Annotated in this window: 21 protein-coding genes; 12 read left to right on the plus strand and 9 right to left on the minus strand. The window is 55.1% G+C overall.

All coding sequences use genetic code 11. From position 1 onward, the window contains the following. Nucleotides 1–522: 522 nt before the first annotated feature. The 8 genes from AUQ43_RS10805 to modC all read left to right on the plus strand — a co-directional run bounded on the left by AUQ43_RS10805 (nucleotide 523) and on the right by modC (nucleotide 8,635). Complete coding sequence (locus tag AUQ43_RS10805) at nucleotides 523–780, plus strand: DUF4212 domain-containing protein (RefSeq protein WP_008889559.1); 258 nt, start codon at nucleotides 523–525, stop codon at nucleotides 778–780. 24 nt (nucleotides 781–804) lie between these two features. Then, nucleotides 805–2,571 (plus strand): sodium:solute symporter family protein, encoded by a 1,767-nt coding sequence (locus tag AUQ43_RS10810; RefSeq protein ID WP_062956298.1) that lies wholly within the window; start codon nucleotides 805–807, stop codon nucleotides 2,569–2,571. Nucleotides 2,572–2,693: 122 nt separating this feature from the next. After that, on the plus strand, nucleotides 2,694–4,562 hold the full coding sequence (locus AUQ43_RS10815) for a DUF294 nucleotidyltransferase-like domain-containing protein (RefSeq protein WP_062956299.1): 1,869 nt from the start codon (nucleotides 2,694–2,696) through the stop codon (nucleotides 4,560–4,562). A gap of 5 nt (nucleotides 4,563–4,567) precedes the next feature. After that, a complete protein-coding gene (locus tag AUQ43_RS10820) occupies nucleotides 4,568–5,257 on the plus strand; it encodes an exonuclease domain-containing protein (protein ID WP_062956300.1) in 690 nt (229 codons plus the stop codon). Between the two features lie 61 nt (nucleotides 5,258–5,318). After that, the gene (locus AUQ43_RS10825) at nucleotides 5,319–5,837 is read left to right on the plus strand and encodes a hypothetical protein (RefSeq protein WP_062956301.1); all 519 of its coding nucleotides are present in this window, start codon (nucleotides 5,319–5,321) and stop codon (nucleotides 5,835–5,837) included. Between the two features lie 160 nt (nucleotides 5,838–5,997). Beyond that, nucleotides 5,998–6,819, plus strand: coding sequence for a molybdate ABC transporter substrate-binding protein (modA, locus tag AUQ43_RS10830; RefSeq protein WP_062956302.1), 822 nt, complete (start codon nucleotides 5,998–6,000; stop codon nucleotides 6,817–6,819). Further along, complete coding sequence (gene modB, locus AUQ43_RS10835) at nucleotides 6,816–7,508, plus strand: molybdate ABC transporter permease subunit (RefSeq protein ID WP_084272064.1); 693 nt, start codon at nucleotides 6,816–6,818, stop codon at nucleotides 7,506–7,508. Before modA ends, modB begins: the two co-directional genes overlap by 4 nt. After that, nucleotides 7,505–8,635, plus strand: a complete 1,131-nt coding sequence (gene modC, locus AUQ43_RS10840) for a molybdenum ABC transporter ATP-binding protein (RefSeq protein ID WP_062956303.1) — start codon at nucleotides 7,505–7,507, stop codon at nucleotides 8,633–8,635. The genes modB and modC overlap by 4 nt, the downstream gene beginning before the upstream one ends. 82 nt (nucleotides 8,636–8,717) lie before the next feature. On the opposite strand, the gene AUQ43_RS10845 is transcribed toward modC, so the two are convergent. Beyond that, nucleotides 8,718–9,569, minus strand: coding sequence for a DUF1989 domain-containing protein (locus tag AUQ43_RS10845; RefSeq protein ID WP_062957246.1), 852 nt, complete (start codon nucleotides 9,567–9,569; stop codon nucleotides 8,718–8,720). A 110-nt stretch (nucleotides 9,570–9,679) separates the two neighbouring features. Between AUQ43_RS10845 and AUQ43_RS10850 the strand changes: the two genes are divergently transcribed. Then, nucleotides 9,680–10,546, plus strand: a complete 867-nt coding sequence (locus AUQ43_RS10850) for a LysR substrate-binding domain-containing protein (protein WP_062956304.1) — start codon at nucleotides 9,680–9,682, stop codon at nucleotides 10,544–10,546. A gap of 13 nt (nucleotides 10,547–10,559) precedes the next feature. On the opposite strand, the gene AUQ43_RS10855 is transcribed toward AUQ43_RS10850, so the two are convergent. The 5 genes from AUQ43_RS10855 to AUQ43_RS10875 form a co-directional block, all read right to left on the minus strand. Continuing rightward, a complete protein-coding gene (locus tag AUQ43_RS10855) occupies nucleotides 10,560–11,498 on the minus strand; it encodes a 2-hydroxyacid dehydrogenase (protein WP_062956305.1) in 939 nt (312 codons plus the stop codon). Nucleotides 11,499–11,668: 170 nt separating this feature from the next. Then, complete coding sequence (locus tag AUQ43_RS10860) at nucleotides 11,669–12,220, minus strand: sarcosine oxidase subunit gamma (protein WP_062956306.1); 552 nt, start codon at nucleotides 12,218–12,220, stop codon at nucleotides 11,669–11,671. 15 nt (nucleotides 12,221–12,235) lie between these two features. Then, nucleotides 12,236–15,229, minus strand: a complete 2,994-nt coding sequence (locus tag AUQ43_RS10865; protein WP_062956307.1) for a sarcosine oxidase subunit alpha — start codon at nucleotides 15,227–15,229, stop codon at nucleotides 12,236–12,238. After that, nucleotides 15,226–15,528 (minus strand): sarcosine oxidase subunit delta, encoded by a 303-nt coding sequence (locus tag AUQ43_RS10870; protein WP_062956308.1) that lies wholly within the window; start codon nucleotides 15,526–15,528, stop codon nucleotides 15,226–15,228. Before AUQ43_RS10870 ends, AUQ43_RS10865 begins: the two co-directional genes overlap by 4 nt. Nucleotides 15,529–15,539: 11 nt before the next feature. Continuing rightward, entirely contained in the window at nucleotides 15,540–16,793 is a 1,254-nt protein-coding gene (locus AUQ43_RS10875; protein ID WP_062956309.1) for a sarcosine oxidase subunit beta family protein, read from the minus strand. Between the two features lie 97 nt (nucleotides 16,794–16,890). Between AUQ43_RS10875 and AUQ43_RS10880 the strand changes: the two genes are divergently transcribed. Continuing rightward, nucleotides 16,891–17,916, plus strand: coding sequence for a GlxA family transcriptional regulator (locus AUQ43_RS10880; RefSeq protein WP_084272065.1), 1,026 nt, complete (start codon nucleotides 16,891–16,893; stop codon nucleotides 17,914–17,916). A 34-nt stretch (nucleotides 17,917–17,950) separates the two neighbouring features. Here the strand turns inward: AUQ43_RS10880 and AUQ43_RS10885 are convergent, their stop codons facing one another. Continuing rightward, nucleotides 17,951–19,018: a hybrid-cluster NAD(P)-dependent oxidoreductase gene (locus AUQ43_RS10885; protein WP_062956311.1), complete on the minus strand. Its 1,068-nt coding sequence runs from the start codon at nucleotides 19,016–19,018 to the stop codon at nucleotides 17,951–17,953. Between the two features lie 4 nt (nucleotides 19,019–19,022). Further along, nucleotides 19,023–20,264: an aromatic ring-hydroxylating dioxygenase subunit alpha gene (locus AUQ43_RS10890; RefSeq protein ID WP_062956312.1), complete on the minus strand. Its 1,242-nt coding sequence runs from the start codon at nucleotides 20,262–20,264 to the stop codon at nucleotides 19,023–19,025. Between the two features lie 149 nt (nucleotides 20,265–20,413). Between AUQ43_RS10890 and AUQ43_RS10895 the strand changes: the two genes are divergently transcribed. After that, on the plus strand, nucleotides 20,414–21,292 hold the full coding sequence (locus tag AUQ43_RS10895) for a LysR substrate-binding domain-containing protein (RefSeq protein WP_062956313.1): 879 nt from the start codon (nucleotides 20,414–20,416) through the stop codon (nucleotides 21,290–21,292). Nucleotides 21,293–21,341: 49 nt separating this feature from the next. On the opposite strand, the gene AUQ43_RS10900 is transcribed toward AUQ43_RS10895, so the two are convergent. Next, entirely contained in the window at nucleotides 21,342–23,378 is a 2,037-nt protein-coding gene (locus AUQ43_RS10900) for an NADH:flavin oxidoreductase (protein ID WP_062956314.1), read from the minus strand. 148 nt (nucleotides 23,379–23,526) lie between these two features. Here AUQ43_RS10900 and AUQ43_RS10905 point away from each other — a divergent pair, with 148 nt between their 5' ends. Next, nucleotides 23,527–24,168 carry a TetR/AcrR family transcriptional regulator gene (locus AUQ43_RS10905; RefSeq protein ID WP_062956315.1) on the plus strand — a complete coding sequence of 214 codons (642 nt, stop codon included), beginning with the start codon at nucleotides 23,527–23,529 and terminating at the stop codon, nucleotides 24,166–24,168. The last annotated feature ends 22 nt before the right edge of the window (nucleotides 24,169–24,190 follow it).

Raw genomic sequence — 24,190 nt, forward strand, 5'->3', positions numbered from 1 at the left:
CCCATCCAAAATTCGTTGGGTCTTCCCCTTGCGGGTCAGATCACTGTGGCATGTATGCATACGTGCCTAAAATACTGTGCCCGTTTGTAACCGACAGGCACTGTCTTAACAACTTCAAACAACAGAAGCCGCAAACGATCCTCCCCAACCGGCCAAGTCCGGAGACGATTCTACGTTAGAAAGCTGTCAAAAAGCATGTCAGAGGTCGGGTACCGCGCAAAAACGTCACTTTTTAGGCACGAACAACTCGGATTTTGCACGCCTGAATTGTTGCATTGCACACCTTAAAAACCGACCGGATTCCGTCATTATTTTTAGCCGACAACCCCCGGCAACAGGCCCTAACACCCTGTTCTATACGACTAATGATTAGCTTATGGCGACTCTCGAAAGCTGATATCGACCATTACGGGCAATGAGTGTGTCTCGGTGCATTCAAAGCCACGCATTTATGTAGCCGACAAAGACAACACAAAAAGATGTCGGCAGGGAAAGTTATCATTTCTAGGAAGGAGACGCGCGATGGATGAACAAAGCGCAGCCTACTGGAAGAGAAACGTGAAGCTGGTCTCGGTTCTTATCGCGATCTGGTTCATCGTTTCCTACGGTTTCGGCATCTTGTTTGTCGATGCCCTCAATTCTATCGAAATAGCGGGCTTCCAGCTTGGTTTCTGGTTTGCTCAACAGGGGTCCATTTACGTCTTTGTCGCACTGATTTTTGTCTATGTGGCCAAGATGAACAAACTGGATCGCGAATTCGGCGTTCGTGAAGACGACTGACGCAGGATCAGGGAGACAGACAAGATGGATCTTACTACCCTTACATATATTGCCGTCGGCTTGAGTTTCGCGCTGTATATCGGCATCGCGATTTGGGCCAAGGCAAGCACCACCGGCGAATTCTATGTCGCTGGCAAAGGTGTTAACCCGGTCGTCAACGGCATGGCGACCGCAGCAGACTGGATGTCGGCTGCTTCCTTTATCTCCATGGCTGGTCTCATTGCCTTTCTTGGCTATGGCGGCTCGGTTTACCTGATGGGCTGGACAGGTGGTTACTGCCTGCTGGCGATGCTTCTGGCACCTTACCTTCGTAAGTACGGTAAATTCACCGTGCCGGAATTCATCGGGGATCGCTACTACTCCAAAGCAGCCCGTATCGTTGCTGTTATCTGCCTGATCTTTATCTCGTTTACCTATGTGGCAGGTCAGATGCGCGGCGTTGGTATCGTGTTCTCGCGCTTCCTTGAAGTTGAAATCCTTACCGGCCTGATCGTCGGCATGGGTATCGTCTTCATCTATGCCGTTCTTGGCGGCATGAAGGGCATTACCTATACCCAGGTTGCACAATATTGCGTTCTTATTGTTGCTTACACCATTCCGGCAATCTTCATCGCATTCCAGCTGACCGGCAATCCGCTGCCGCAGTTGGCATTCGGTTCGACCGTGAATGGCACGGGCGAATTCATGCTTGATCGCCTGAACCAGGTTGTGACGGAACTCGGCTTCCTCGAATACACCACCACCAGCAAGTCAACGATTGATATCTTTGCAATCACCCTTGCCCTGATGGTTGGTACTGCTGGTCTTCCGCACGTTATCGTTCGCTTCTTCACCGTTCCGAAAGTACGTGATGCACGTTCTTCGGCCGGTTGGGCACTGGTCTTCATCGCGCTGCTGTACACCACCGCTCCGGCAGTTGGTGCAATGGCACGCCTGAACCTGACCGAAACCATCCAGACTGGTGAAGTTGGCGCAGAAGACGGGAACCTTGTATTCGAAGAGCGTCCGGACTGGATGAAGCGCTGGGAAGCAACCGGCCTTCTGAAATTCGAAGACAAGAACGGTGACGGCCGCATCCAGTACTACAACGATGCGAACGCAGAGTTTGCCGCCAAGGCAGCCGAGTTCGGCTGGCAGGGTAACGAACTGAGCGTTGACCGTGACATCATGGTTCTGGCCAACCCGGAAATCGCACAGCTTCCGAACTGGGTTATTGCCCTGGTCGCAGCTGGTGGTATTGCCGCGGCACTGTCAACGGCTGCGGGCCTGCTGCTTGTGATCTCTTCGGGCGTATCACATGATATTCTCAAAGGGACCTTCACACCAAACATGACAGAAGGACAGGAACTGATGGCCGGGCGTATTGCCGCAGCTGTCGCGATCCTGATTGCCGGTTATCTGGGCTACAATCCTCCGGGCTTTGTGGCACAGGTGGTGGCCTTCGCCTTCGGTCTTGCCGCATCCTCGCTGTTCCCGGTTATCATCATGGGGATCTTCTCCAAGAAGGTTAACCGCGAAGGCGCGATTGCCGGCATGTTGACCGGTCTGGTCTTCACCATGGGCTATATCCTTGCCTACAAAGGTGTGTTCTTTGACCCAATCATTGCAAACACGCCGGAAAACTGGCTGTTTGGCATCTCGCCGGAAGGCATTGGTGCAGTTGGTATGGTTCTGAACTTCATCGTTGCTTTCGCTGTGTCGAAAGTCACCGCTGAGCCGCCAGAGCATATCCAGGTCATGATTGAAGACATCCGTGTTCCGAAAGGAGCCGGTAGCGCGGTTGACCACTAATCGGTCAACCGGTTTGCCAAAAACTGTTGCAGGCCCCCGGATCACTGATCCGGGGGCTTTTCTTTTCGATCATTGTCAGGCAACAATGACCTCAGGGCGTGGCCTTGCGAAGGAAAGCAATCATGAGCATCGAACTCGAAGAAATTGCCGAATTTCTAAAACAGCATCACCCGTTCGATCTGTTACCAGACGAAGAAATCAACGCACTGCCCAAACGCCTGCAGGCCCGCTATTTCCGCGCAGGGACCAAGGTCCTTTCGCCGGAACAGGAATGCCTTCACCTCTACATCATTCGCACTGGCGGCACCGAAACCCGGGACCCTGACGGGCAATTGCTTGCCCGCCTGTCAGAGGGCGAATGCTTTGGCGTGCGCGCCATGTATCAAAATGGTCGCGCAGCCAATAACATTACAACCTTGGAGGACAGCCTGTGCTACCTGCTGCCGGAAAAGGATTTCCACGACTTGACGGGCAAGTATCCACAATTTAGCTATTTCTTCGCGAAAATGGGGGGCGAACGCCTGCGCAGCGGCATGCAGTTGCTTGAAAGCCGCGACGACGACCAACTCAAACTGATGAGTGTGAAGGTCAGTGACCTGATCGCACGTGATCTTGTCAGCATCGACAAATCTGCCTCCATCCTCGACGCAGGCCAATTGATGAGCAAGGAACGCGTATCCTGCCTGCTGATCACCGAGGACGATGGTGCTGTTGCCGGGATCATGACCGACCGCGATCTACGTAATCGTGTTATTGCAGTTGGGCGCAGCTATGACGAGCCGGTATCGGCCATCATGACTGAAAAACCGATCTCCATTGATCCGGACCAGTTTGCATTCGATGCCCTTTTGACCATGACGCGCAATAACATCCGCCATCTGCCCGTAATGAAGGATGGCAAGGCGGTTGGCATGATCACCACCAACAATCTTCTCGCCCGCCAGTCTCTGTCGGCCGTTTACATGGCCGGACGCATCGGCAAGCTGACCACACCGGAAGACATGGCAAAGGTCATTGCCCAGGTACCAGAGCTTCTCAGCCACCTGATCGAAGCAGGCGCGACGTCTTACAACGCCGGACATATCGTAACCACCCTGTCGGATGCAGCCACCGCGCGCCTGCTGCAACTGGCAGAGGAACAATTCGGCCCACCGCCGGTTCCCTATGTCTGGATGGCGGGCGGATCGCAGGGCCGGCAGGAACAGACCGCCCTTTCTGATCAGGATAACTGTCTGATTATCGATGACGCCTATGATGCCGATCAGCATGGGGAATATTTCAAGAAACTGGCCGAATACGTTTGTGATGGCCTGCACAAGGTCGGATATGTCTATTGCCCCGGCGAGATGATGGCAAAGATCGATGAATGGCGTCAGCCGGCTCGCACCTGGCAGAAGTATTTCAACAAATGGATCGAACAGCCTGAACCAAAGTCCCTGATGTATTGCTCCGTCTGGTTTGACCTGCGCCCGGTTCATGGCACCAAAAGCCTGTTTGATGAATTGCATCGCATGATCGTTTCAAAGGCCAAAGACAACCGTATCTTTCAGGCCTATATGGTGGGTAATGCCCTGACCCATCACGTACCGCTCGGGTTCTTTAAAAACTTCGTGATGATTCGCGGCGGCGAGCATGACAAGACACTGGACCTTAAGCATAACGGGGTCGTACCGATTGTTGATCTGGCCCGCATCCATGCTCTGGCCAACGGGGTGGAATCCGTGAACACCTACGAGCGCCTCAATGCGGTCAAAGCATTCCCGTCCATCAGCAATCAAGGCGCATCAGATCTTCTTGATGCCTTTGAATTCATCAGCATCACGCGCCTTAAACATCAGGTCCGCCAGATCCGGCGCGGCGAAACCCCCGATAATTTTCTACAACCCGAAAGTTTGTCAGCCTTTGAGCGCAGCCACCTGAAAGATGCCTTTTCGGTGATCAAGAACCTTCAGGGTGCCCTTGAGCACGCCTTTGGCAAAAGCGGGACATAAACCCTATGGGATTGCGCGAAAAGATCCTTGATAGCCGCCTGTATCGTGAGTTCATTCAACGCAAGGCAACCGGGCCTTTGCGAACCTATTACGATGTGCCGCCTGCCGATCCCGAAAGGTCGGTGATTGAAACAGAGTTCATCGCCCTTGATCTTGAAACGACCGGCTTTGATCCCAAAAAGGACGAAATCGTTAGCCTCGGCTGGGTGATCATTCGCCAGCTTTCTGTCGATTTTTCCAGTTGTGAACATATTCTTGTGCGACCGAGCAAGGAACTTAGCGAAAGCTCGGTCGTGGTGCACCGGATCTTTGACAGTGACGTCGCCGACGCCCCCGATATCGGAAGCGCCCTTGAACATCTGTTACCCCAAATGGCTGGCCGGGTGTTGATTTCCCACCATGCGCCGATTGAACTGGGTTTTCTTGGTCAGGCGTGCAAACGCTGCTTTGGGGCTCCGCTGCAAATTCCGACGGTCGATACACTGGTTTTGGCATTGCGCGACATACGGCGCAGCGGCGAACCGATGAAGGCCGGCGCCCTCAGACTTGATACCTTGCGCCGAAATCACAACCTGCCGCCCTTCCGGGCGCATAATGCGCTTTCTGATGCCATCGCGGCCTCTGGCCTGTTTCTGGCCCAGATCGCCAAGCGTGATCCGAAAGGCGAACTTGAGCTAGACCGGATACTGCGCTAATCGGTTATCAGGGTTCAACAACCCCCATCAACAATAACAGAAATTTGGGAGCCACCCCCGCATGTACGTCTTTATCTTCACGACCGTTGTCGTCGGGTTTGCATCGGCTGGTGTGGTGATGTTGCTGTTCCGGCTTTGGGGCCGCAAAGCCCCGAAATATGTCATTCCCTTTGTCGCCGCAATTGCAATGTTTGGCTATATGATCTGGGATGAATACACATGGTTTGATCGCTACGAAGCACGCCTTCCCCAGACCATCAGCGTCATTCAAACCTTCACCGACGAAAACATCTTCGCGCCGTGGACACTGGTTTCCGCGCCCACCAATCGCTTTACTGCGATTGATCACGACAAACTTGTTTCCAATCCCGAAAACCCGGATGAAAAAAGGGTCATGACGTTGCTACTGCGCAAGGGCGGTGAAACCCTTGCCCTGACCCATCTTGTCGATTGTGCACAGGGACGGCGCGGCTACATCACACCTGAAACTGCGCTTGATGAAAACGGCTTTCCGACAAATATGGATGAATGGTTCAATATGAATGCAGATGATCCGCTGCGTGCGGCTGTCTGCTCTTAATCCAGACTTTCACCTGAACTTGCGATCTTCGGCCCGCCATTCGGCGGGCCTTGCCGTTTAAATACGATTTATGTGAACCACTTCGCGCATCCCTTTGATTAAGGGTGATTTTCGCTATAGTGCTAAACAATGCTCGCATTCACAGGCGCTTACAAACACCATGCCCCACGCCCATTGCAGACTGTTTCGTTCATTTCTTCTCCTTCTAATCGCGACTGTCGCGATTGGCAGCATGTCGACAATGGCAAAGGCGCGCGACATTACCGTATTTGCAGCTGCCAGCCTTACCGATGCCATTGAAACTGCGGCCCGCACATATGAACGCGAAACAGGTGATAAAATCCGCCTGTCACTTGCCAGTTCATCGACACTCGCCCGGCAGATATCGGCAGGTGCGCCAGCCGATATCTTTATTTCTGCCAACGAAAGATGGATGGACTGGCTTGAAGGTCAGGGTCTGATCACCCCCAATAGCCGTTATGATCTGCTGGCAAATCGGCTGGTACTTATCGCACCGAAAAACAGCACCCTGGCCCCGATTGACATAAATGCAACCACCGACCTGATATCACTAGTCGGACCGGATGACCGCATTGCAGTTGGTGACCCGGACCACGTGCCGGCAGGGATTTACGCCAAACAGGCACTGACTTCCTTGGGGAAATGGGAAACCATCAATCCGAGGCTGGCCCGTGCCGACAATGTTCGTGCTGCTCTGGTACTTGTCGAACGCGGCGAGGCACCGCTCGGTATTGTCTATAAGACCGATGCCCGAATTTCAGACAAGGTCAAAATCATTGGTACATTCCCAGAAAACAGTCACCCGGCGATCACCTATCCGATTGCGTCGATCACCGGTCATGCCAAAGCCAAGGCAATAAAATTCCTGCTGTGGCTTTTGGGGGATGACGGGGGCCGGATTTTTACCGACTATGGCTTTGAACCCATTGCAACAACGCAGGCTACTGTGCCCGAACAATGATCAGTTTGACCCCCGCCGAAATTGAGGCACTTCTTCTAAGCTTGCGCATCTCTGGCGTCGCTGTTGCGTGCGCCCTTCCCTTTGCGATTATTGTCGCAACCGCGCTTGCCCTTGGTCGTTTTCCCGGGCGCTTTATACTGGATGCCATTGTGCACCTACCGCTGATCCTTCCGCCCGTTGTGATGGGCTATTTGTTGTTAATCGCGATGGGCACCCGTGCGCCCCTGGGGGCGTGGCTGTATGAAACCTTTGACCTGCGCTTTGTCTTTAGCTGGACAGGCGCGGCACTGGCATCTGCCATCGTCAGCTTCCCGTTTCAGGTTCGCGCCATCCGACTGAGCCTTGAGAACGTCAATCACGGTCTTTATCAGGCGGCCGAAACGTTGGGGGCAGGACCGATTGACAGGTTCTTCTCATTAACCCTGCCCTTAGCACTTCCGGGCATCATTGCTGGTGCGATTACGGCCTTTGCCGCAAGCCTTGGTGAATTCGGTGCCATCATAACGTTTGTATCCAACATTCCCGGCGAAACCCGCACCTTGCCGCTTGCGATCTATACCGCGATCCAGACACCGGGCGGCGAACTGGCGGCAGCAAGGCTCGCAGCCCTTTCAATCGGTCTTGCCTTTACCGGGTTGCTTCTTTCCGAACTGGCGCTCCGCCGTATCCGCAAGAGGGCCGCGTCATGAGCATCGGTGTCAATGTTGAACATGATTTCAGGAATTTCCGGCTCGCGGCCGAATTCAACATTCCGGAACCTGGCATCACAGCCCTGTTTGGCCCATCAGGCAGCGGCAAGACGACGCTTGTCAACATGATTGCCGGTCTGGTTCGCCCCGACCGCGGTCATATCCAGATCAACGATCACGTCCTGTTTGAACATTCGCGCGGCATCAACGTGCCAGTTCGCGAACGCCGGGTTGGCTGCGTGTTTCAGGATAACCGCCTGTTTCCGCACAAATCGGTGCGCGACAACCTGTTTTACGGCGCACGCCGCAACCCCCGCAAACTGCCGCAGGACGAACAGCAGGCCATCATTGCGTTGCTTGATATCGCGGACCTGATGGACCGCCGCCCCAATCTTTTGTCAGGCGGGGAAAAACAGCGCGTTGCACTTGGCCGTGCGCTTTTGTCCAATCCGGATGTATTGCTGCTTGATGAACCGCTTTCGGCCCTTGATCACGCCCGCAAGCAGGAAATACTGCCTTATCTCGAATGGCTGCGTGATCATCGCAAGATACCGATCCTTTATGTTACGCACGCCATTGACGAAGTCGCCCGTCTTGCCGACCACATGGTGGTGATCGATCAGGGCAAAACGCTTGCTACCGGATCGGTGTTCGAGATGTTGGGACGCACAGACCTGGCTCCACTTTCTGGGCGCTTTGATGCCGGAACCGTCCTGCCCGCCCGGATCGTAAGCCGCGATCCCAAGGCCGAAGTCAGCTTCCTTGAATGCGGCGAACAGCGCCTTGTTGTGCCCTATTTGGGGCGCCCGAAAACCGATCAGGTACGTCTGCATGTACGCGCACGCGATGTCATGATTGCCCGCACCCCGCCACGCGACATCAGTGCGAACAACATCATCCCGGTTACCATCACAAAAATCAGTGACGAACCCGGTGATACCATCGACGTCACCATGTGCTTTGGTCAGGATGCCGACGCCACCCTACTGGCCGAAACCAGCGGGCGTCCGAAGATCCATGCCCGGATCACGAAATGGTCGGGGTCTCGCCTGAAGCTGCAACCCCATCAAAAGGTGTTTGCCGTAATCAAGTCCGTCACGGTCAATGGGCAGTTGCGTGACCGCTAAGCGGGCTTGATCAATACCGATCAGGTATTCTGACAAGACACGAAACCCCGTCGATGCTCCCAAACAGGGGTTGCATCAGACCTTATGGATGATGATAGGCGTTGGGTGCAGGCCAATCCCACTTTTCCTGCAAGGCCGGGTCGGTTTCATAAATCTCGACCTTCAGCGGATAACATGCGGCCTCATCACTTGAATGCCCGGTGCTGCAATCCCCGCCCGGACAGGTGGACAGATTGCCAAGCAGGTCAATTTCGGCAAACATTTCAATATAGTCCCCCGGACGTACCGGGCTTGCTTTCATGAAATACTGATGGGTGTCCTTGGTGAAACCGGTGCACATGAAGACATTGAGCACATCATGCACATAATGATCGGCTTCTTGCATCGACATGCCTGTTTCAGCGCTTAGCGCGCGGCAAAGGTTGGAATGGCAGCAATGGTGATAATCCTGCCCTGAGAGCAAACGGTTGGTGAATGGATCACACCGGGTCCCGATAACGTCATGAACACTGCCACCATCATCATCAAAGCCATACCAGCCCAATGTGTCTTCACTGATCAGCGCCATTGAGCGCAGATACGGCATGTTTGACCATAACCGGTCACCGGTTGTCACATGGGTCCGGTGCAAAGCACGCGTCTTGCCACTAAAGAACCGTTCCTGAAGGTTATCGGCATTCCAAAGGTTCAGATCCCCGACCTGGGGCCCATCAACACTGACGATGCGAAAGAAATGCCCCTTGGGGACGCGAAACGTTCGCGCGTCACGCGGCGGAACGATGACTTCCTCGGACTTTTTCATTGATGCCTTAAACTCGGCCAACGTCGCGAAATCCGGTTCGGGCAGAGTACCATTGGGATACACCACCACAGGCTTCACGGCACGGCGTGCTTCGGCGTCAGTGGGGGCGGGATGTTGGGGCTTGAAAGTCATGGCTTGGCCTTCATCAGGGGAAACGAATTCGCAACAGGATGGCACAGTGCCATCATCTGACAAGCGTGTTTATTCTTGCCAATAGGCCAAGAAATACTTATTCATAATCTATGAAGGACATCCCGCCACTTTCGCATATTCCGGCTTTTGAGGCTGCGGCACGATTTGAAAGTTTCGTCCGCGCCGCCAAGGCCCTTGGCATTACGTCAACGGCGGTCAGTCAGCATGTTCGGGCCCTTGAAGACTGGCTTGGTACATCGCTTTTTATCCGCAAGGCACGTGGCGTACAACTGACCAGACAGGGCCAACAGTTTGCCAGTTCCTGTCACATTGCAATCCGCGAAATCAAAGATGCTGCCGCACGGGTTTCCCCGCAAAAGACCAAACGCAAAGTTAGCCTTGCCTGCCAACCCTCTGTCGTTTCGCTTTGGCTGACAAACCGGCTTCCCGATTTTATGGAACGATATCCGGAAGTTCAGGTTTCGATTGTCTATCCGTTTGGGGCTACCACGCCCGAGGAAGTCGGGGCAGATCTTTTGATCCGCCATGGCAAGACACCAGAACAGTCTGCGGAAAAACTTCTAAGCGCTGCGACCCGCCCGACCTGTGCGAAATCTTATCTCGAAAAGACCGGGCCGTTTGCCAGTCCCGATGCCCTTATGGGTGCACGATTGCTGCATGATGAAACCGAAGATGCGTGGCGGTCCTGGTTTCGCAAGCATGGTCTTGAGCTGTCAGGTGATAGCGCGCCCGTGTTTGGTGACTTCAACCTGCTGATCAGCTCCATACAAGCAGGTCACGGCATCGGTCTTTGCCCGACGTCCCTGATTGAAAACGATATCTCGACCGGCAATCTCGTAGTGCTGTCAGAAGACGCTGCCGATACCGATAAATATTACTGGCTGATCGGGGCACATACCCTGTCATCTGATGCAGAATTAATGCGGCAATGGCTGCGCGATCAGGTCCCTGCCTGACCCAAAACGCCAGTCATATAATTGACGTGATCAGTTCACCGCGTTCGTCCCAGGCATTCAGATTATCAACAACCAGTTGCGCCATAGCATCACGGGTTTCCACCGTTCCACTTGCCAGATGCGGATAGAGCACAACATTGTCGAGCTTGGAAAATGCCGGATCTATGTTTGGTTCGCCCTCAAAAACATCAAGCCCCGCACCGGCAATCAATCGACGCTGCAAAGCCCTGATCAAAGCGGGTTCATCAATCACCGATCCACGCGCGATATTGATAATGACCCCGTCTTTGCCAAGGGCATCAAGCACCAGTTGATCGACAATTCCATTGGTCGCAGCCCCACCGGGGCAGGCCAGCACCAGAATATCGGACCATTCCGCCAAGGCACTTAGTTGATCAAAGAACCGATAATCGACGTCCTTTTTGCTCCGCCCGAAATAGCCGACTTCCAAACCACTTGGCACCGCGCGTGACGCAATAGCCTGTCCAATACGGCCCAACCCGACAATGCCAAGTTTCTTGCCACGAACGGTTCTGGTCAGCGCCATCGGGCCGTTTGCCGCCCACATTCCACTGCGCACCCAGTTATCCCCGGCAATCAGCCGTCGCATGGTGGCATGCATCAACATGATTGCCGTATCGGCGACATCGTCAGTCAAGATATCAGGCGTCGTTGAAACGCGAATGCCGCGGTCACGAAGTGTCTTAAGATCAAAGACGTCATGCCCGACGCCAAAACTTGTGATCACCTCAAGATTTGGCAATTGGGCCAATAAATCCGCGGGCACACCAAAGCGTGCCGATGTCACAACCGCCCGGATCTGTGCGCCCATTTCATCAAGGAACGCCTGCTTGTCATCAAGAAGGTCATATCGATGGAAGTCATGACGTTCCGCCATCAGACGCGTATAAGCAGGGCGAATATCAAGAAGGGCAAGCACGGAACGGATCATGGATGGCATCTTTCAGTGGCGGAAGGTGCCCCAAAGACTAGCGATCTCAATCACCTGAGACAAGCTGATCCAAAGCTTCAATGCGTCAGGTGACCCAACTCAACTCAGTCAAGTTGTCCGAATCAGCTGGGGCGGAGTTGGCAATCACCCAAACCCCGCCCCGACCTGATTTATTCCGCTGCGAATTCCTTGCAGCCAGTACACAGCAAATCGATGATGTGCATTGCAAAGGACCGCCAGATATCCATGCGGAAACTTTGTTCCGCGTCACGCCACAGCACCACCGTGACACCGTCAATCACCGTGCGGCAACCGCCGCCGACCGGGATGCTGTCGATGTCACGCGGGCAACCGATGGTTAGCAGTTCTGCTGCACGGTCGCCTTCGATCCGAACCGTGATTTCACGGGCGGAAACCTCGGTCAGGCTGTGGGTGGCCGATGCATAGATGTCGGCACAGGCCGAAACCAGGGTATCGGTATCGTCCGGCTTGGCGATGATCATCCATTCATCCGGACCAAGGCAGATGGCCTCTGTCGTGCCGCTGGCCGCACGTTCACCAACCGTGGTTGGCAGATCTACACCAAGAGCCTTTGACACAGCCGGTATGCTGGCTGCACGCAGACGCAACGAGAAGCGGGCAACCGGTGCCATAAGGGTCAGCTTGACCGGCCCGGAAGCAACGATCGGACCTGGCGTAAATGCGTGTGTAAGTACCGTCATTTTTCTGTTCCCCGCCTAAAGTTTCAACCGTGCACCTTCGGGATCGTAGAATACGGTCCCGGTGACTGTCGCCTTGATCACACGATCTGGCATCGGAATGTAAATGGTTTCACCCATACGATTGAAACCGTCTTCAAGCAGCGCCATGGCAATCGGGCGACCTGCCGCATCGCTGTGATAGCTTGATGTCACATGGCCGACCATCTTCATCGGCTTGGGCTGGTTCGGATCAAGAACGATCTGCGCCCCTTCCTCAAGCTTGGTTTTGCCATCTTCAGTCAGAAGACCAATCAACTGCTTGCGACCCTCGGCAACCAGGTCCGGACGCGCCAGACCGCGCTTGCCAACGAAGTCTGGTTTCATTTTACCAATAGCCCAGCTCAGCCCGGCATCATGCGGGGTGACCGTACCATCGGTATCCTGACCGACAATGATATAGCCCTTCTCGGCACGCAGCACGTGCATGGTTTCGGTCCCATATGGGCAGATATCGTATTTCTTGCCCGCTTCGAACAGCATTTCCCAAAGCGCACGACCGGCATGGGCCGGAACGTTAACTTCAAAGCCGACTTCGCCGGTAAAGCTGATGCGGAACAAGCGTGCCGGGAAGCCACCCACGCGGCATTCGGCAACCGACATGTGCGGGAAGGCTTCATCGGACATATCCAACCCTTCGACAAACGGCTCAAGCACCTTGCGGGCATTCGGGCCGTTCAGCGCAATGGTCGCCCACTGCTCGGTCGTCGAGGTCAGCCAGACATCAAGGTCCGGCCATTCGGTCTGAAGGTAGTCTTCCATCATGTTCAGGACACGCGCCGCACCACCGGTCGTAGTGGTGACATGGAAGCGATCATCGGCCAGACGGCCAATAACACCATCATCACGAATAAACCCGTCATCCCCCAAAAGCAGGCCATAACGTGCCCGTCCCGGTGCAAGTTTGGTCCAGGGGTTGGTGTACATACGGTTCATGAATTCAACCGCATCCGGGCCAACGACCTCGATCTTGCCAAGGGTCGATGCATCAAAGATGCCGACACTTGCGCGCGTCGCACGGCATTCGCGATCAACAGCCGCATGCATGTCTTCGCCTTCTTTCGGGAAGTACCATGCGCGACGCCACAGGCTGACCGGCTCATAAGCGGCACCGTTTTCTTCGGCCCAGCTGTCAATCGGGGTTTTCCGCGTCACTTCAAAGTGACTGCCCTTGTGATAGCCACAGAACGCCCCAAAGGTGGTCGGGGTATAAGGCGGGCGGAAGGTCGTCAGGCCGACTTTCGGCTGCGGCACACCCAATGCATCAGATGCAATGTTGAGGCCGTTGATATTTGACATCTTGCCCTGATCGGTTGCCATGCCATTGGTGGTGTAACGTTTGACATGTTCAATCGAACGCATGCCTTCACGCACCGCCAAACGAAGATCCTTGGCCGTGACATCGTTCTGGTAATCAACAAAGGCACGTGCCTTGCCAGCATCCAGATCGGTCGGCAGTTCCTTGTGGCTGACACCGGTGCCCGGACGATCATGTGCCACGGCATAGGATGCGGCTTTGGCAGTCTTGCCAAGGCTCTTGACTGCTGCCGCGCCCATTTTCGCACCGTCATTCAGGACCGCTTCAATGCCCCACAGGCCACGGCCTGCACCGGCGATTTCGCACTCCTCTGCCTTGTGATCCGGAAGGAAAGTCTGGCGTTCCTCATCCCACTTCAGCGTTCCCTTGGTGTGTGAGAACAAATGAAGCGACGGCGTCCAGCCACCCGACATCAAAAGACAGTCACAACCGATTATTTCTGGTGCACCAACCGACGATCCGGTGACCGGATTGACCCGAACCGATTTGACACGCAGGCGTCCTTCGGTCCCGGTAACGGTATGACCGGCCATGATGCGAATACCGCGTTTGGTCGCCTCGGCAACCAGATCGGCATTCGGTTCGGCACGGGTATCAACGATGGCGGCAATCGCGGTGCCAGCATCAGCCAGATCAAAGGCCGCATACCATGCGCTGTCATGACTTGTGACGATGACAGCCTTGTCACCAACACGCACGCCATAACGGTTCAGGTAGGTCTGGGCCGAACCGGCCAGCATCACGCCCGGGCGATCATTTCCATCAAACACCAGCGGCTTTTCCAGCGCACCTTGCGCCAGAACAACCTGCTTGGCACGAACACGCCACATGCGTTCGCGCGGTGTTTCTCCATCCGGGCTGGCAAGATGGTCGGTGAGCTTTTCGCACAAGCCCACGAAGTTCTGATGGTAATAGCCAATTGCGGTCGTTCGGGTCATCAGCTTGACGCCAAGCTCTTTGAGCTCTGCGACTGTTTTGGCAACCCAGTCCCAGGCCGGAATGTCTTCGATCATGACCGAAGGTTCAGACAGAAGCGAACCACCGGCTTCCGGGTTTTCATCCACCAGCGTCACGCGAGATCCGGCACGAGCAGCAGTAAGAGCCGCGGCAAGACCGGCAGGACCGGCACCGATGATCAGGACATCGGTATGCAGGTAACGCGATGCATAATGATCCGGATCCGGTTCGGTCGGTGAAACGCCAAGACCGGCAGCCGCACGAATGAACGGCTCATATACCTTATCCCAGAAGGATTTCGGCCACATGAAGGTCTTATAGTAGAACCCGGCCGAAAACAGCATATAGGCCTTGTCGTTGATCGCACCAACATCAAACGACAGGCTGGGATAGCGGTTCTGGCTGTTGACCTGCAGGCCGTCCCAGATTTCCTGGACGGTTGCACGGGTGTTCGGCTCGAACCGGCCCGGACCACGGCGGGTACCGACCAGTGCGTTCGGTTCTTCCGAACCGGCGGTCACGGCACCACGCGGGCGGTGATACTTGAACGATCGACCCATCAGGTGAATACCATTGGCCAGCAGGGCCGACGCAACGGTATCGCCTTTGAAACCTTTGATTTTCTTGCCATCAAAGGTGAACTGGATCGGTTGGGTGTGATCGACGCGACCACGCCCGGAAACGCGGAAGCTGCTCATTTCGATTTCTCCAACAATTTGGACAGTTCAGGACGGGGATCATCGGTTTTATAGGTGATCAGGAACCGGTCACTGACAGTGTCACGTACAGCGTTGAAATATCGACCGCAGCCATAGAAATGGCGCCAGCGTTCATAATGCGGGCCTTTGACGTTGGTGCGGATGAACAGGAAATCGCGCCATTCCTCGTCACTGACCGACGATGGATCAGCCGGACGTGCAATATGGGCTTCACCGGCATAGGTAAATTCCGCCTCCGGCAGGGTCTGATTGCAATAGGGGCAATGGATCAGAAGCATGTCCGGTCTCCTTAGTGCGCAACTGCTGCAGCAGCGGCTTCGTCAATCAGACGACCGGTGCTGAAACGTTCAAGGGTGAAGGGCGCGTTGGCCGGATGGGGATCATCCTTGGCGACGGTCCATGCCAGTGTATGGGCGGCACCCGGGGTCGCCTTGAACCCGCCGGTACCCCAGCCACAGTTGACATAAAGACCCGGTACCGGCGTCTTGCCAAGAATGGCCGAACGGTCCGGGGTCACATCGACGATACCACCCCATTTACGCAGCATGCGCATACGGTTGAAGATCGGGAAGATCTCGCAGATCGCGGCAACCGTATGCTCGATCAGCGGCAAACCGCCACGCTGGGAATAACTGGTATACTGGTCGGTCCCCGATCCGATCACGAGCTCGCCCTTGTCAGACTGGCTGATATAGGCATGCACGCTGTTGGACATGACAACACAGGGGAAGATCGGCTTGATCGGCTCGGACACCAGCGCCTGCAGCGGATAGCTTTCAAGCGGCATGCGAACACCGGCCGTATCCATCACGACCGAGGTATGACCGGCAGCCGAAACAGCAACCTTTTTCGCGCCTATAAAGCCCTTGGCAGTCTCAACACCGGTGACACGGCCATCCGGGCCACGGCGAATGGCGGTTACCGGGCAGTTCTGAATGATATCGACACCACGTGCAGCGGCCCCACGGGCATATCCCCATGCCACGGCGTCATGGCGTGCTGTCCCTGCGCGCCGCTGAAGAGCCGCACCAACGACCGGATAACGCGCCGTCGGCGAAATATCGAGTGGCGGGCAGTATTCCTTGGCTTCTTCGGCAGACAGCCAGACGTTGTCCACACCGTTCAGACGGTTGGCATGTACGTGGCGCTGGAAGCTCTGAACATCATGCACGTTGTGCGCAAGCATCAGCACGCCGCGCTGCGAATACATGACGTTGTAGTTCAGTTCCTGGCTCAGCCCATCCCACAGATCAAGTGCGTGGTCATAAAGCTTCGCACTTTCATCATAGAGATAGTTCGAGCGAATGATCGTCGTGTTACGGCCGGTGTTCCCACCGCCAAGCCAACCTTTATCGATCACGGCCACATTAGTGATGCCGTGTTCCTTGGCCAGATAATAGGCCGCACCAAGACCATGACCACCTGCGCCGACGATGATGACATCGTATTCGGCCTTTGGCTCACTGTCGGGCCACTGGGGCTCCCAGTTCTTTTGCCCGCTCAGGGCGTTCTTTATAAGCGATAGCGCAGAAAAATGGGTCATGATTGTACGATCCCCCGATTTACCATTGCCGGAACTCTATCAATGTCCTTGGTTTGCGGACTGGATAATTGCGACAAATTCATTGTATATTTTTGCCATGAACTCTTTTTCGAACCCTCGTTCCGATCCTGGCAAACCCAATGCAAAAAAGCGTCTTCGCGTCGCCTTTCTGCTGGCAGACAATTTCACGCTGACAGCGTTTGCAAGCTTTGTCGATGTCTTGCGCCTGGCCGCCGATGAGGCGGACCGTTCGCGACCGATTCACTGCGACTGGACGGTGCTGTCTGATACCATGAACCCGGTGCGTTCCAGTTGCGGGGTCAAGGTGCAACCCGACACGCGCCTGCGCAATGCCGGTGACTACGACTATATCGTGGTTGTTGGCGGGCTTATTCAAGAAGAAGGCGGGTTTTCATCTGAGTGTATCGCCTATCTCAAGGCGGCTGCAGCCAAAGGCAAAAGTCTGATCGGCCTATGCACCGGGGTTTTCGCGTTGTATGAGGCGGGCCTTCTTGAAGGATACCGCTGCTGCGTCAGCTGGTTCCACCATGACGAATTTGTCGCACGGTTTGAGGCCGCCCAACCGGTTTCAGATCAGATCTTTGTGGTTGATCGTGACCGGCTGACCTGTTCGGGCGGGCATGGCGCGGCCCATCTGGCGGCCTGGGTGGTGGAAAAGCATATCGGACGCACGGCGGCGACCAAGAGCCTGAGCATCATGATCATCAACGAGGCGATGACGGGCGAAAACCCGCAACCGGGCTTTCAGACTGATCTGGTTGCCCGCGAACCGCTGGTAAAGAAGGCGCTTCTGCGGATGCGCCAGAATATCGAATCGCCCGAAACCGTCGCCAAAATGGCAGAGAAACTTGGCGTAACGCGCCGCAAGCTTGAACGCGCGTTCAGTGCCGATCTGGGCATTTCACCTTCGCGCGCGGCACTACGTATTCGGCTTGATGCTGCCAAAAAGCTGCTTGGCGAGTCGAACAGGACCACCACCCAGATCGCGCTTAGCACCGGTTTTTGCGACGCATCGCATTTCATTCATGCCTTCAAGGCCGAAATCGGCATGAACCCGTCGGAATATCGCAATACGGTTCCGGTCCCGGCCACCCTGCCCTGACAACAGGTCGAAGTCGATCAGCCGCCGGGCATCATCAGGCATCAATGGTGACCTGCCCGATCGGGTTCGAACAGCAGGCAAGGATATAGCCTTCCTCGATATCGTCGTCAGTGATCCCGCCATTATGAACCATATGGACCTGCCCTTCGGTCTTGCGCACCTTGCATGTCCCGCAAATCCCCATCGAACAGCCTGACGGGATCACGAGGCCTGCCGTGCGCGCCGCGGCAAGGACGGTATCGGTTTGGGTGCAATTTGCCGTGATGCCAGATGCGGTGAATGCGATGACAGCCTTGCTGTCCTCATCGGGTACGACATCATCGGGCACCTCTTCTGCTTCAAGTGTCGGCGCGTGGAAGCTTTCCTGATGGTAGCGATCCATATCATAGCCAAGCCCGACAAGAACCTCTCGCACGGCCTGCATGAAAGGTTCAGGTCCACAACAAAACACTTCACGTTCAAGATAATCCTGCGCCATCAGGCCCAGCATCAGCTGATTGAACGTCCCCAAATACCCGGTCCATGGCTTGTAGGGATCGGCTTCTTCGACCACCCATTTCAGGGCAATGCCATTGATCCGTGATGCGCTGTGTTCCAGGCGTTCGCGAAAGATGATCTCGGACGGGCGTTTTGCACAATTGACGAATACAATGTCGGGATCACGCCCGGCGTCATAAAGATAGGTCGTCATCGACATCATCGGCGTAATGCCCGACCCCGCCGAAATGAAAAGGTATTTATCCGCCGGATGGTTAATCAATGAAAAGCTGCCAGACGGCCCTTTGGCCCGAATGCGCATGCCCGGACGCAAATGATCAAGCATCCAGGGCGTACCGACCGACCCAACTTGCGCCTTGACCGTCACGGTCAAGGATGTCGGGCGCGATGGCGAGGATGAAATCGTGTAGGTACGATAAAGCGGCCCGCCCGGCACCGGGAGCTCCAACGTCAAAAACTGCCCGGGGTCATAGCTGAACAACGCGCCCGACACCGACTGAAAGCAAAACGTCATGACGTTGGGGGCTTCTGGCAGGAACGAAACACATTCCAGTTCCTCGGAGTCCGACCAGAAGGCAAGTTTCGGTTTCTCAATCACTGACATCGCCCTACTCCGCCGCAACCAATCTGGTCTGGGTCAGCCTGTCTGACAGGGTTTTCGCATACCAGTTGCCAAACTGGGCTACGCCTGCTTCCTGGCTCTCGGAATACGGTCCCACCTTGTAGGCCGGTGTCGCGATGCCACGCTGATTGTTTTCGACCACTTCCTTGTCCTCGGCATTGGTCGCAAGCCAGACTTCAGTCAGTCGTTTCCGGTCATAGTCACGTCCCTCAACCGCATCCTTGTGCACCAGCCACTTGGTAACGACTTCGGTTTCCATCGGGCTGATCGGCGTTACACGGAAAACAAGCGCATGATCCGACAGGAAATGGTTCCACGTCGATGGATAATGAAACTTCAAAAGCGACCCGCCGTTTTTGAACGGGATGCTGGAATTTGGCAGGCTGACAGCCGCCTTGGTATCAAGTGTGTAGCTTTCGGCTTCACCCAGAAGCGGTACACGCACCAGACGCCATTCACCGGCATCCGAGATCTGATAGGCCGACGGCGCTCCTACTGCCTCGCAACGGGCAACATGGTCATCAAGCACACTGGCCACAACACCATCAGACGTACTGCCGATCGCGCGCGCATCTTCCGGGAAGGTCCGACACAGCGACGGGTGGTTGCCGCCACAGTGATAGCATTCCCGATTATTCTCCCAAACCAGCTTCCAGTTGGCCTTCTCGATAATCGTGCTTTCAAACGCGACCTTGGAATTCTCCAGATCGTGCGGCGCAAGATATTGTTCTGCGGTCTTGGCAAACGGTTCGATATCCGGTGCGTTTTCAGCAAGGCAGATATAGACCAAGCCGTGGATCACCCGGCAATGAACGGGGCTTAACCCGAATTTTGAGTTGTCAAAGTCCGGACCCATATCACGCGCCCAAAGCAACTTGCCATCAAGGTCATAGGTCCACTGGTGATACGGGCAAACCAACCGTGGATTTCGGCCCTTTTTGGTTTTGCACAGAACCGAGCCACGATGGCGGCATGAGTTGTGAAATGCTCGCACCATCTGATCATTGCCGCGCACGATCACGACGGAATAAGCACCGACTTCATAAATGACGTAATCGCCCGCCTTGGGTATTTCGCATGCCGGGATCGCAAACAGCCATTCTTTGTAATGAATGTTTTCAAGGTCGAGCTCAAAGATCGATTGATCCGTATAGAACGGCTGTTCCAGAGAATATCCAGGAACACGACGCGCCAAAAGCTTTTGGACTGAATGCGAAATAACGGGCATGGCGGAAATCCGTTTCTTGATGGTTAAAAGCAACCAAAAGTGTGAACTTCATGCCACGATTTACAACGGCATTAATTTTCATCTTGGTTTAGCTCACCTAATCTGAAAAACTCACAGAAATTACCCTGCGCTGTTTTCAGGAGAGGCCGTTGGCCCGCCCATATGATCTGTCTTCGATAAATGCCCTGATCTGCTTTGAAGCAGCTGGTCGCAATATGAGCTTTAAGGATGCGGCAGCGGAACTGAATGTGACGCCTGCGGCTGTAAGCCATCAGATCAAGGCGCTTGAGGCCGATATTGGCAGTGCGCTTTTCATTCGCCGCAACCGCGGGGTGGAATTGACCGAGAAAGGCGCTTTCCTGCTCGTTGCCCTGCAAAGGGGCTTTGAAACCATTTCCGACGCGGTCATCCAGTTGCGCGATCAGCATGAAACCGTTGATGTCACGATCCGAACGACAACGGCTGTCAGTTCACTTTGGCTTACGCCAAAAATTGCCGCCTTCTGGAAAATTTATCCAAATATTACGGTCTCGCAAATTGTCTCGGACGTGCCCGGCATGACAGGCCATTGCGACCTTAGCATCCATTACAGCAACCCCGATGACGGGGCGGAGGGATATTACAAACTGTTTCAGGACCGTGTGGCCGCCATCGGCACGCCGGCCTTCAAGGCCGAACAAAACATTGAAACGATTGATGATCTGCTGCGCGCACCCCTGATCCATCTGCATAACGAGGAAACAGACTGGACAACATGGACCGACTGGTTCCGCGCATTGGGACGCCCGGCCCCAAAGGGCCGCAGCTTCAAGCTCAACAATTACACGATCGCATTGCAGGCCGCACAGGACGATGTCGGTGCAATGCTTGGATGGGACGAACTGGTTGGACCGCTGCTTGAAGATGGACGCCTGATCAAACTTGTGCCGGACGAAATCGCATCTCCCATGGGGTTTTACTTGCGCGTCCATCCCCGCGCATCCGAAAAGGCCCGCATATTTGTCGACTGGCTGATCAACACCGCCTGAGCTCATAGGAAACGGCAAGCGCAGCACATCGCCACACTTGCCGCACAGATCAGACGTCTTTCAACAAACGCAACGCATCATAGATTGCCGCATGGGTGTTGCGTGCCGATACGGCATCCCCGATCCGGAACAGCTGATAGGTCCCATCCGGGTTCCGTACAACCGATTGTGGCTGACCGGCCAGAAGCTGATCATGGCACATTTCACCATGGTTCGATGAGCCCGGCTTGAGATCAAAATAGATATCATCAAGCGGAATGGTGCCGTGGTTGACCACGATCTGATCGACGACCCGTTGCTTTGCGACCCCGCCATAGTCACTGCCGACATGCGCGATGAGTTGGTTGCCCTGCTTTTCCACCGCCTCAAGGCGATAGGTCACTGTAAAGGTGGTATCAAGCTTCTGCATGCTGCGCATATAGGGCACAAGGTTCATTGCCATGACTTCCGGCGCGAAGGACCGATCCGGCGTCATGATTTCGACCTTGGCCCCTGACTTGGCAATCAGTTCGGCTGCCTGCAGACCGGCATGATCCCCGGCATCGTCATAGACCAGAACATTGGTCCCCGGCTTGACGTCACCCGAGATGATATCCCAGGTCGACACGACCAGATCATTGCCTTTTGACAGGACCTCGGTATCGGGCATGCCGCCGGTGGCGATGATGACGACATCAGGGTTTTCGGCCGTAATCGTGTCGGCCTCGGCCCAGGTATTGAAATGGAAGGTTACGCCAAGTCGGGTGCATTCAGCCATACGCCATTCAATGATGCTGATCATTTCGCGGCGGCGTTCGTTTTGCGCGGTCAGACGGATCTGTCCGCCCGGATTAGGCGCAGCTTCATAGACAACAACTTCATGCCCGCGTTCGCCAGCAACACGCGCGGCCTCCATCCCGGCCGGGCCAGATCCGACAATTACAACCTTCTTGCGGGTTTCGGCCTCTTCAATGATTTGGGGCATCGAAAGTTCGCGCCCGGTTGCGGCGTTATGGATGCAATAGGCCGAGCCGCCCTGATAAATGCGGTCAAGGCAATAGTTCGCCCCGACGCACGGGCGGATTTCATCTTCGCGCCTTTCAATGATCTTGCGCACGATATGCGGATCGGTGATGTGTGCGCGCGTCATGCCAACCATATCGACCTTGCCCGATGCAATCGCATGGCGCGCAGTCGCGACATCGGGGATCTTGGCAGCATGGAATGTCGGGAAATCGGTGGCTGCACGAATTTCACCGGCAAAATCCAGATGCGGCGAGTTCGCCATGCCCTGAATCGGGATCACGTCGGTCAGACCGGCATCCGTATCAATATGCCCACGAATAACATTCAGGAAGTCGACCATGCCACTGTCTTTAAGACGCTTGGAAATCGACAGACCATCTTCCTTGGTCAATCCACCCTCAAGGTCTTCATCACCGGTATAACGCACACCGACAATGAAATCTGGCCCGACCCGTTTGCGAATTTCGGTCAGCACATCAAAGGTAAAGCGCAGGCGGTTATCGATGCTGCCACCATAAGGACCATCAAGTTCGTTGGTCAGCGGCGACCAGAACTGATCCATCAGATGGCCATAGGCCTGAAGCTCGATCCCGTCCATACCGCCTGCCTTCATGCGTTCGGCAGCATCGGCATAATCCTTGATGATGCGTTCGATATCCCAGTCTTCCATCTTTTTCGGGAAGGCCCGGTGGGCTGCTTCGCGCTTGTGCGAAGGGGATACTACCGGCAACCAGTTTGCCTTGTCCCAACGCGTGCGACGGCCAAGATGGGTCAGCTGGATCATGACAGCAGCACCCTGTTCATGCACCGCGTCGGTCAGATCCTTCATCCACGGAACGACTTCATCCTTCCAGACCAGAAGGTTGTTGAAAACCGGTGGGCTGTCCTTTGATACCGCAGCCGACCCCGCCGTCATGGTCATCGCAACACCGCCCTTGGCGCGCTCAACATGATAGGCGCGATAACGGTCCTTTGGCATGCCATCCTCGGGATAGGCCGGTTCGTGCGACGTCATGATAATGCGGTTGCGCAGCGTCAGATGTTTAAGCTGATAGGGCTGAAGAAGCGGGTCGTTGGACATGTGCGGGGCTCCGGTTTTGGACTCTCTGCCCATGACGATATTCAGAAATGTACAGTTATGTCAATTTTAAGTTCACTGATGTATATTTCAGATACATTCATGTACACTCTGCTTGTCGCGATCCAGGCATTTTGCTAAGGACAGGCCCATGGAAGAACAGATTGAAGATATCGCCGGGCAAAACAGTGGCTGGCGCGGATCAGCCGAAGTCTGGCTGAACGCCGCCTATGAGGCCCTGCTTGAAACCGGTGTGGATGGCGTGAAGATCCAGCCATTGGCAAAGCGCCTGAACCTGTCGCGCACCAGCTTTTATTGGTTCTTCAAGGACCGGAGGGAGTTGCTTGGTGCCCTGCTTGATCTGTGGCGCGAAAAAAACACCGGCAATCTGATCAAACAGACAGAGGCCTATGCCGAAAGCGTCTCGGAAGCGATGCTGAACATTATCGATTGCTGGCTGATGCCCGACCTGTTTGACGCGCGCCTTGAATTCGCCGTGCGCAGCTGGTCGGTGCAGTCCGACGATGTCATGGCCGAGATTGAAAAGGCCGATCAGCAACGCCTTGATGCGCTCGCCAAACTATTCATCCGCTTCGGGCAGGATGAACGGATGGCCGATGTCCGTGCACGCACCATCTATCTGGTGCAGATCGGCTACATTTCCATGCAATCAAACGAAGACCTTTCTGTCCGCATGGCGCGAATTCCGGGCTATGTCGAAACATTCTGTGGACAGGCACCCACGCCAAATGAACTCAACCGGTTCTATGCGCGACACAATTTCGAACCCTGATCCTGCACCACCCTTTTGATGG

It is taken from the genome of Thalassospira sp. MCCC 1A01148 (assembly GCF_001613795.1).
Lineage (GTDB): Bacteria > Pseudomonadota > Alphaproteobacteria > Rhodospirillales > Thalassospiraceae > Thalassospira.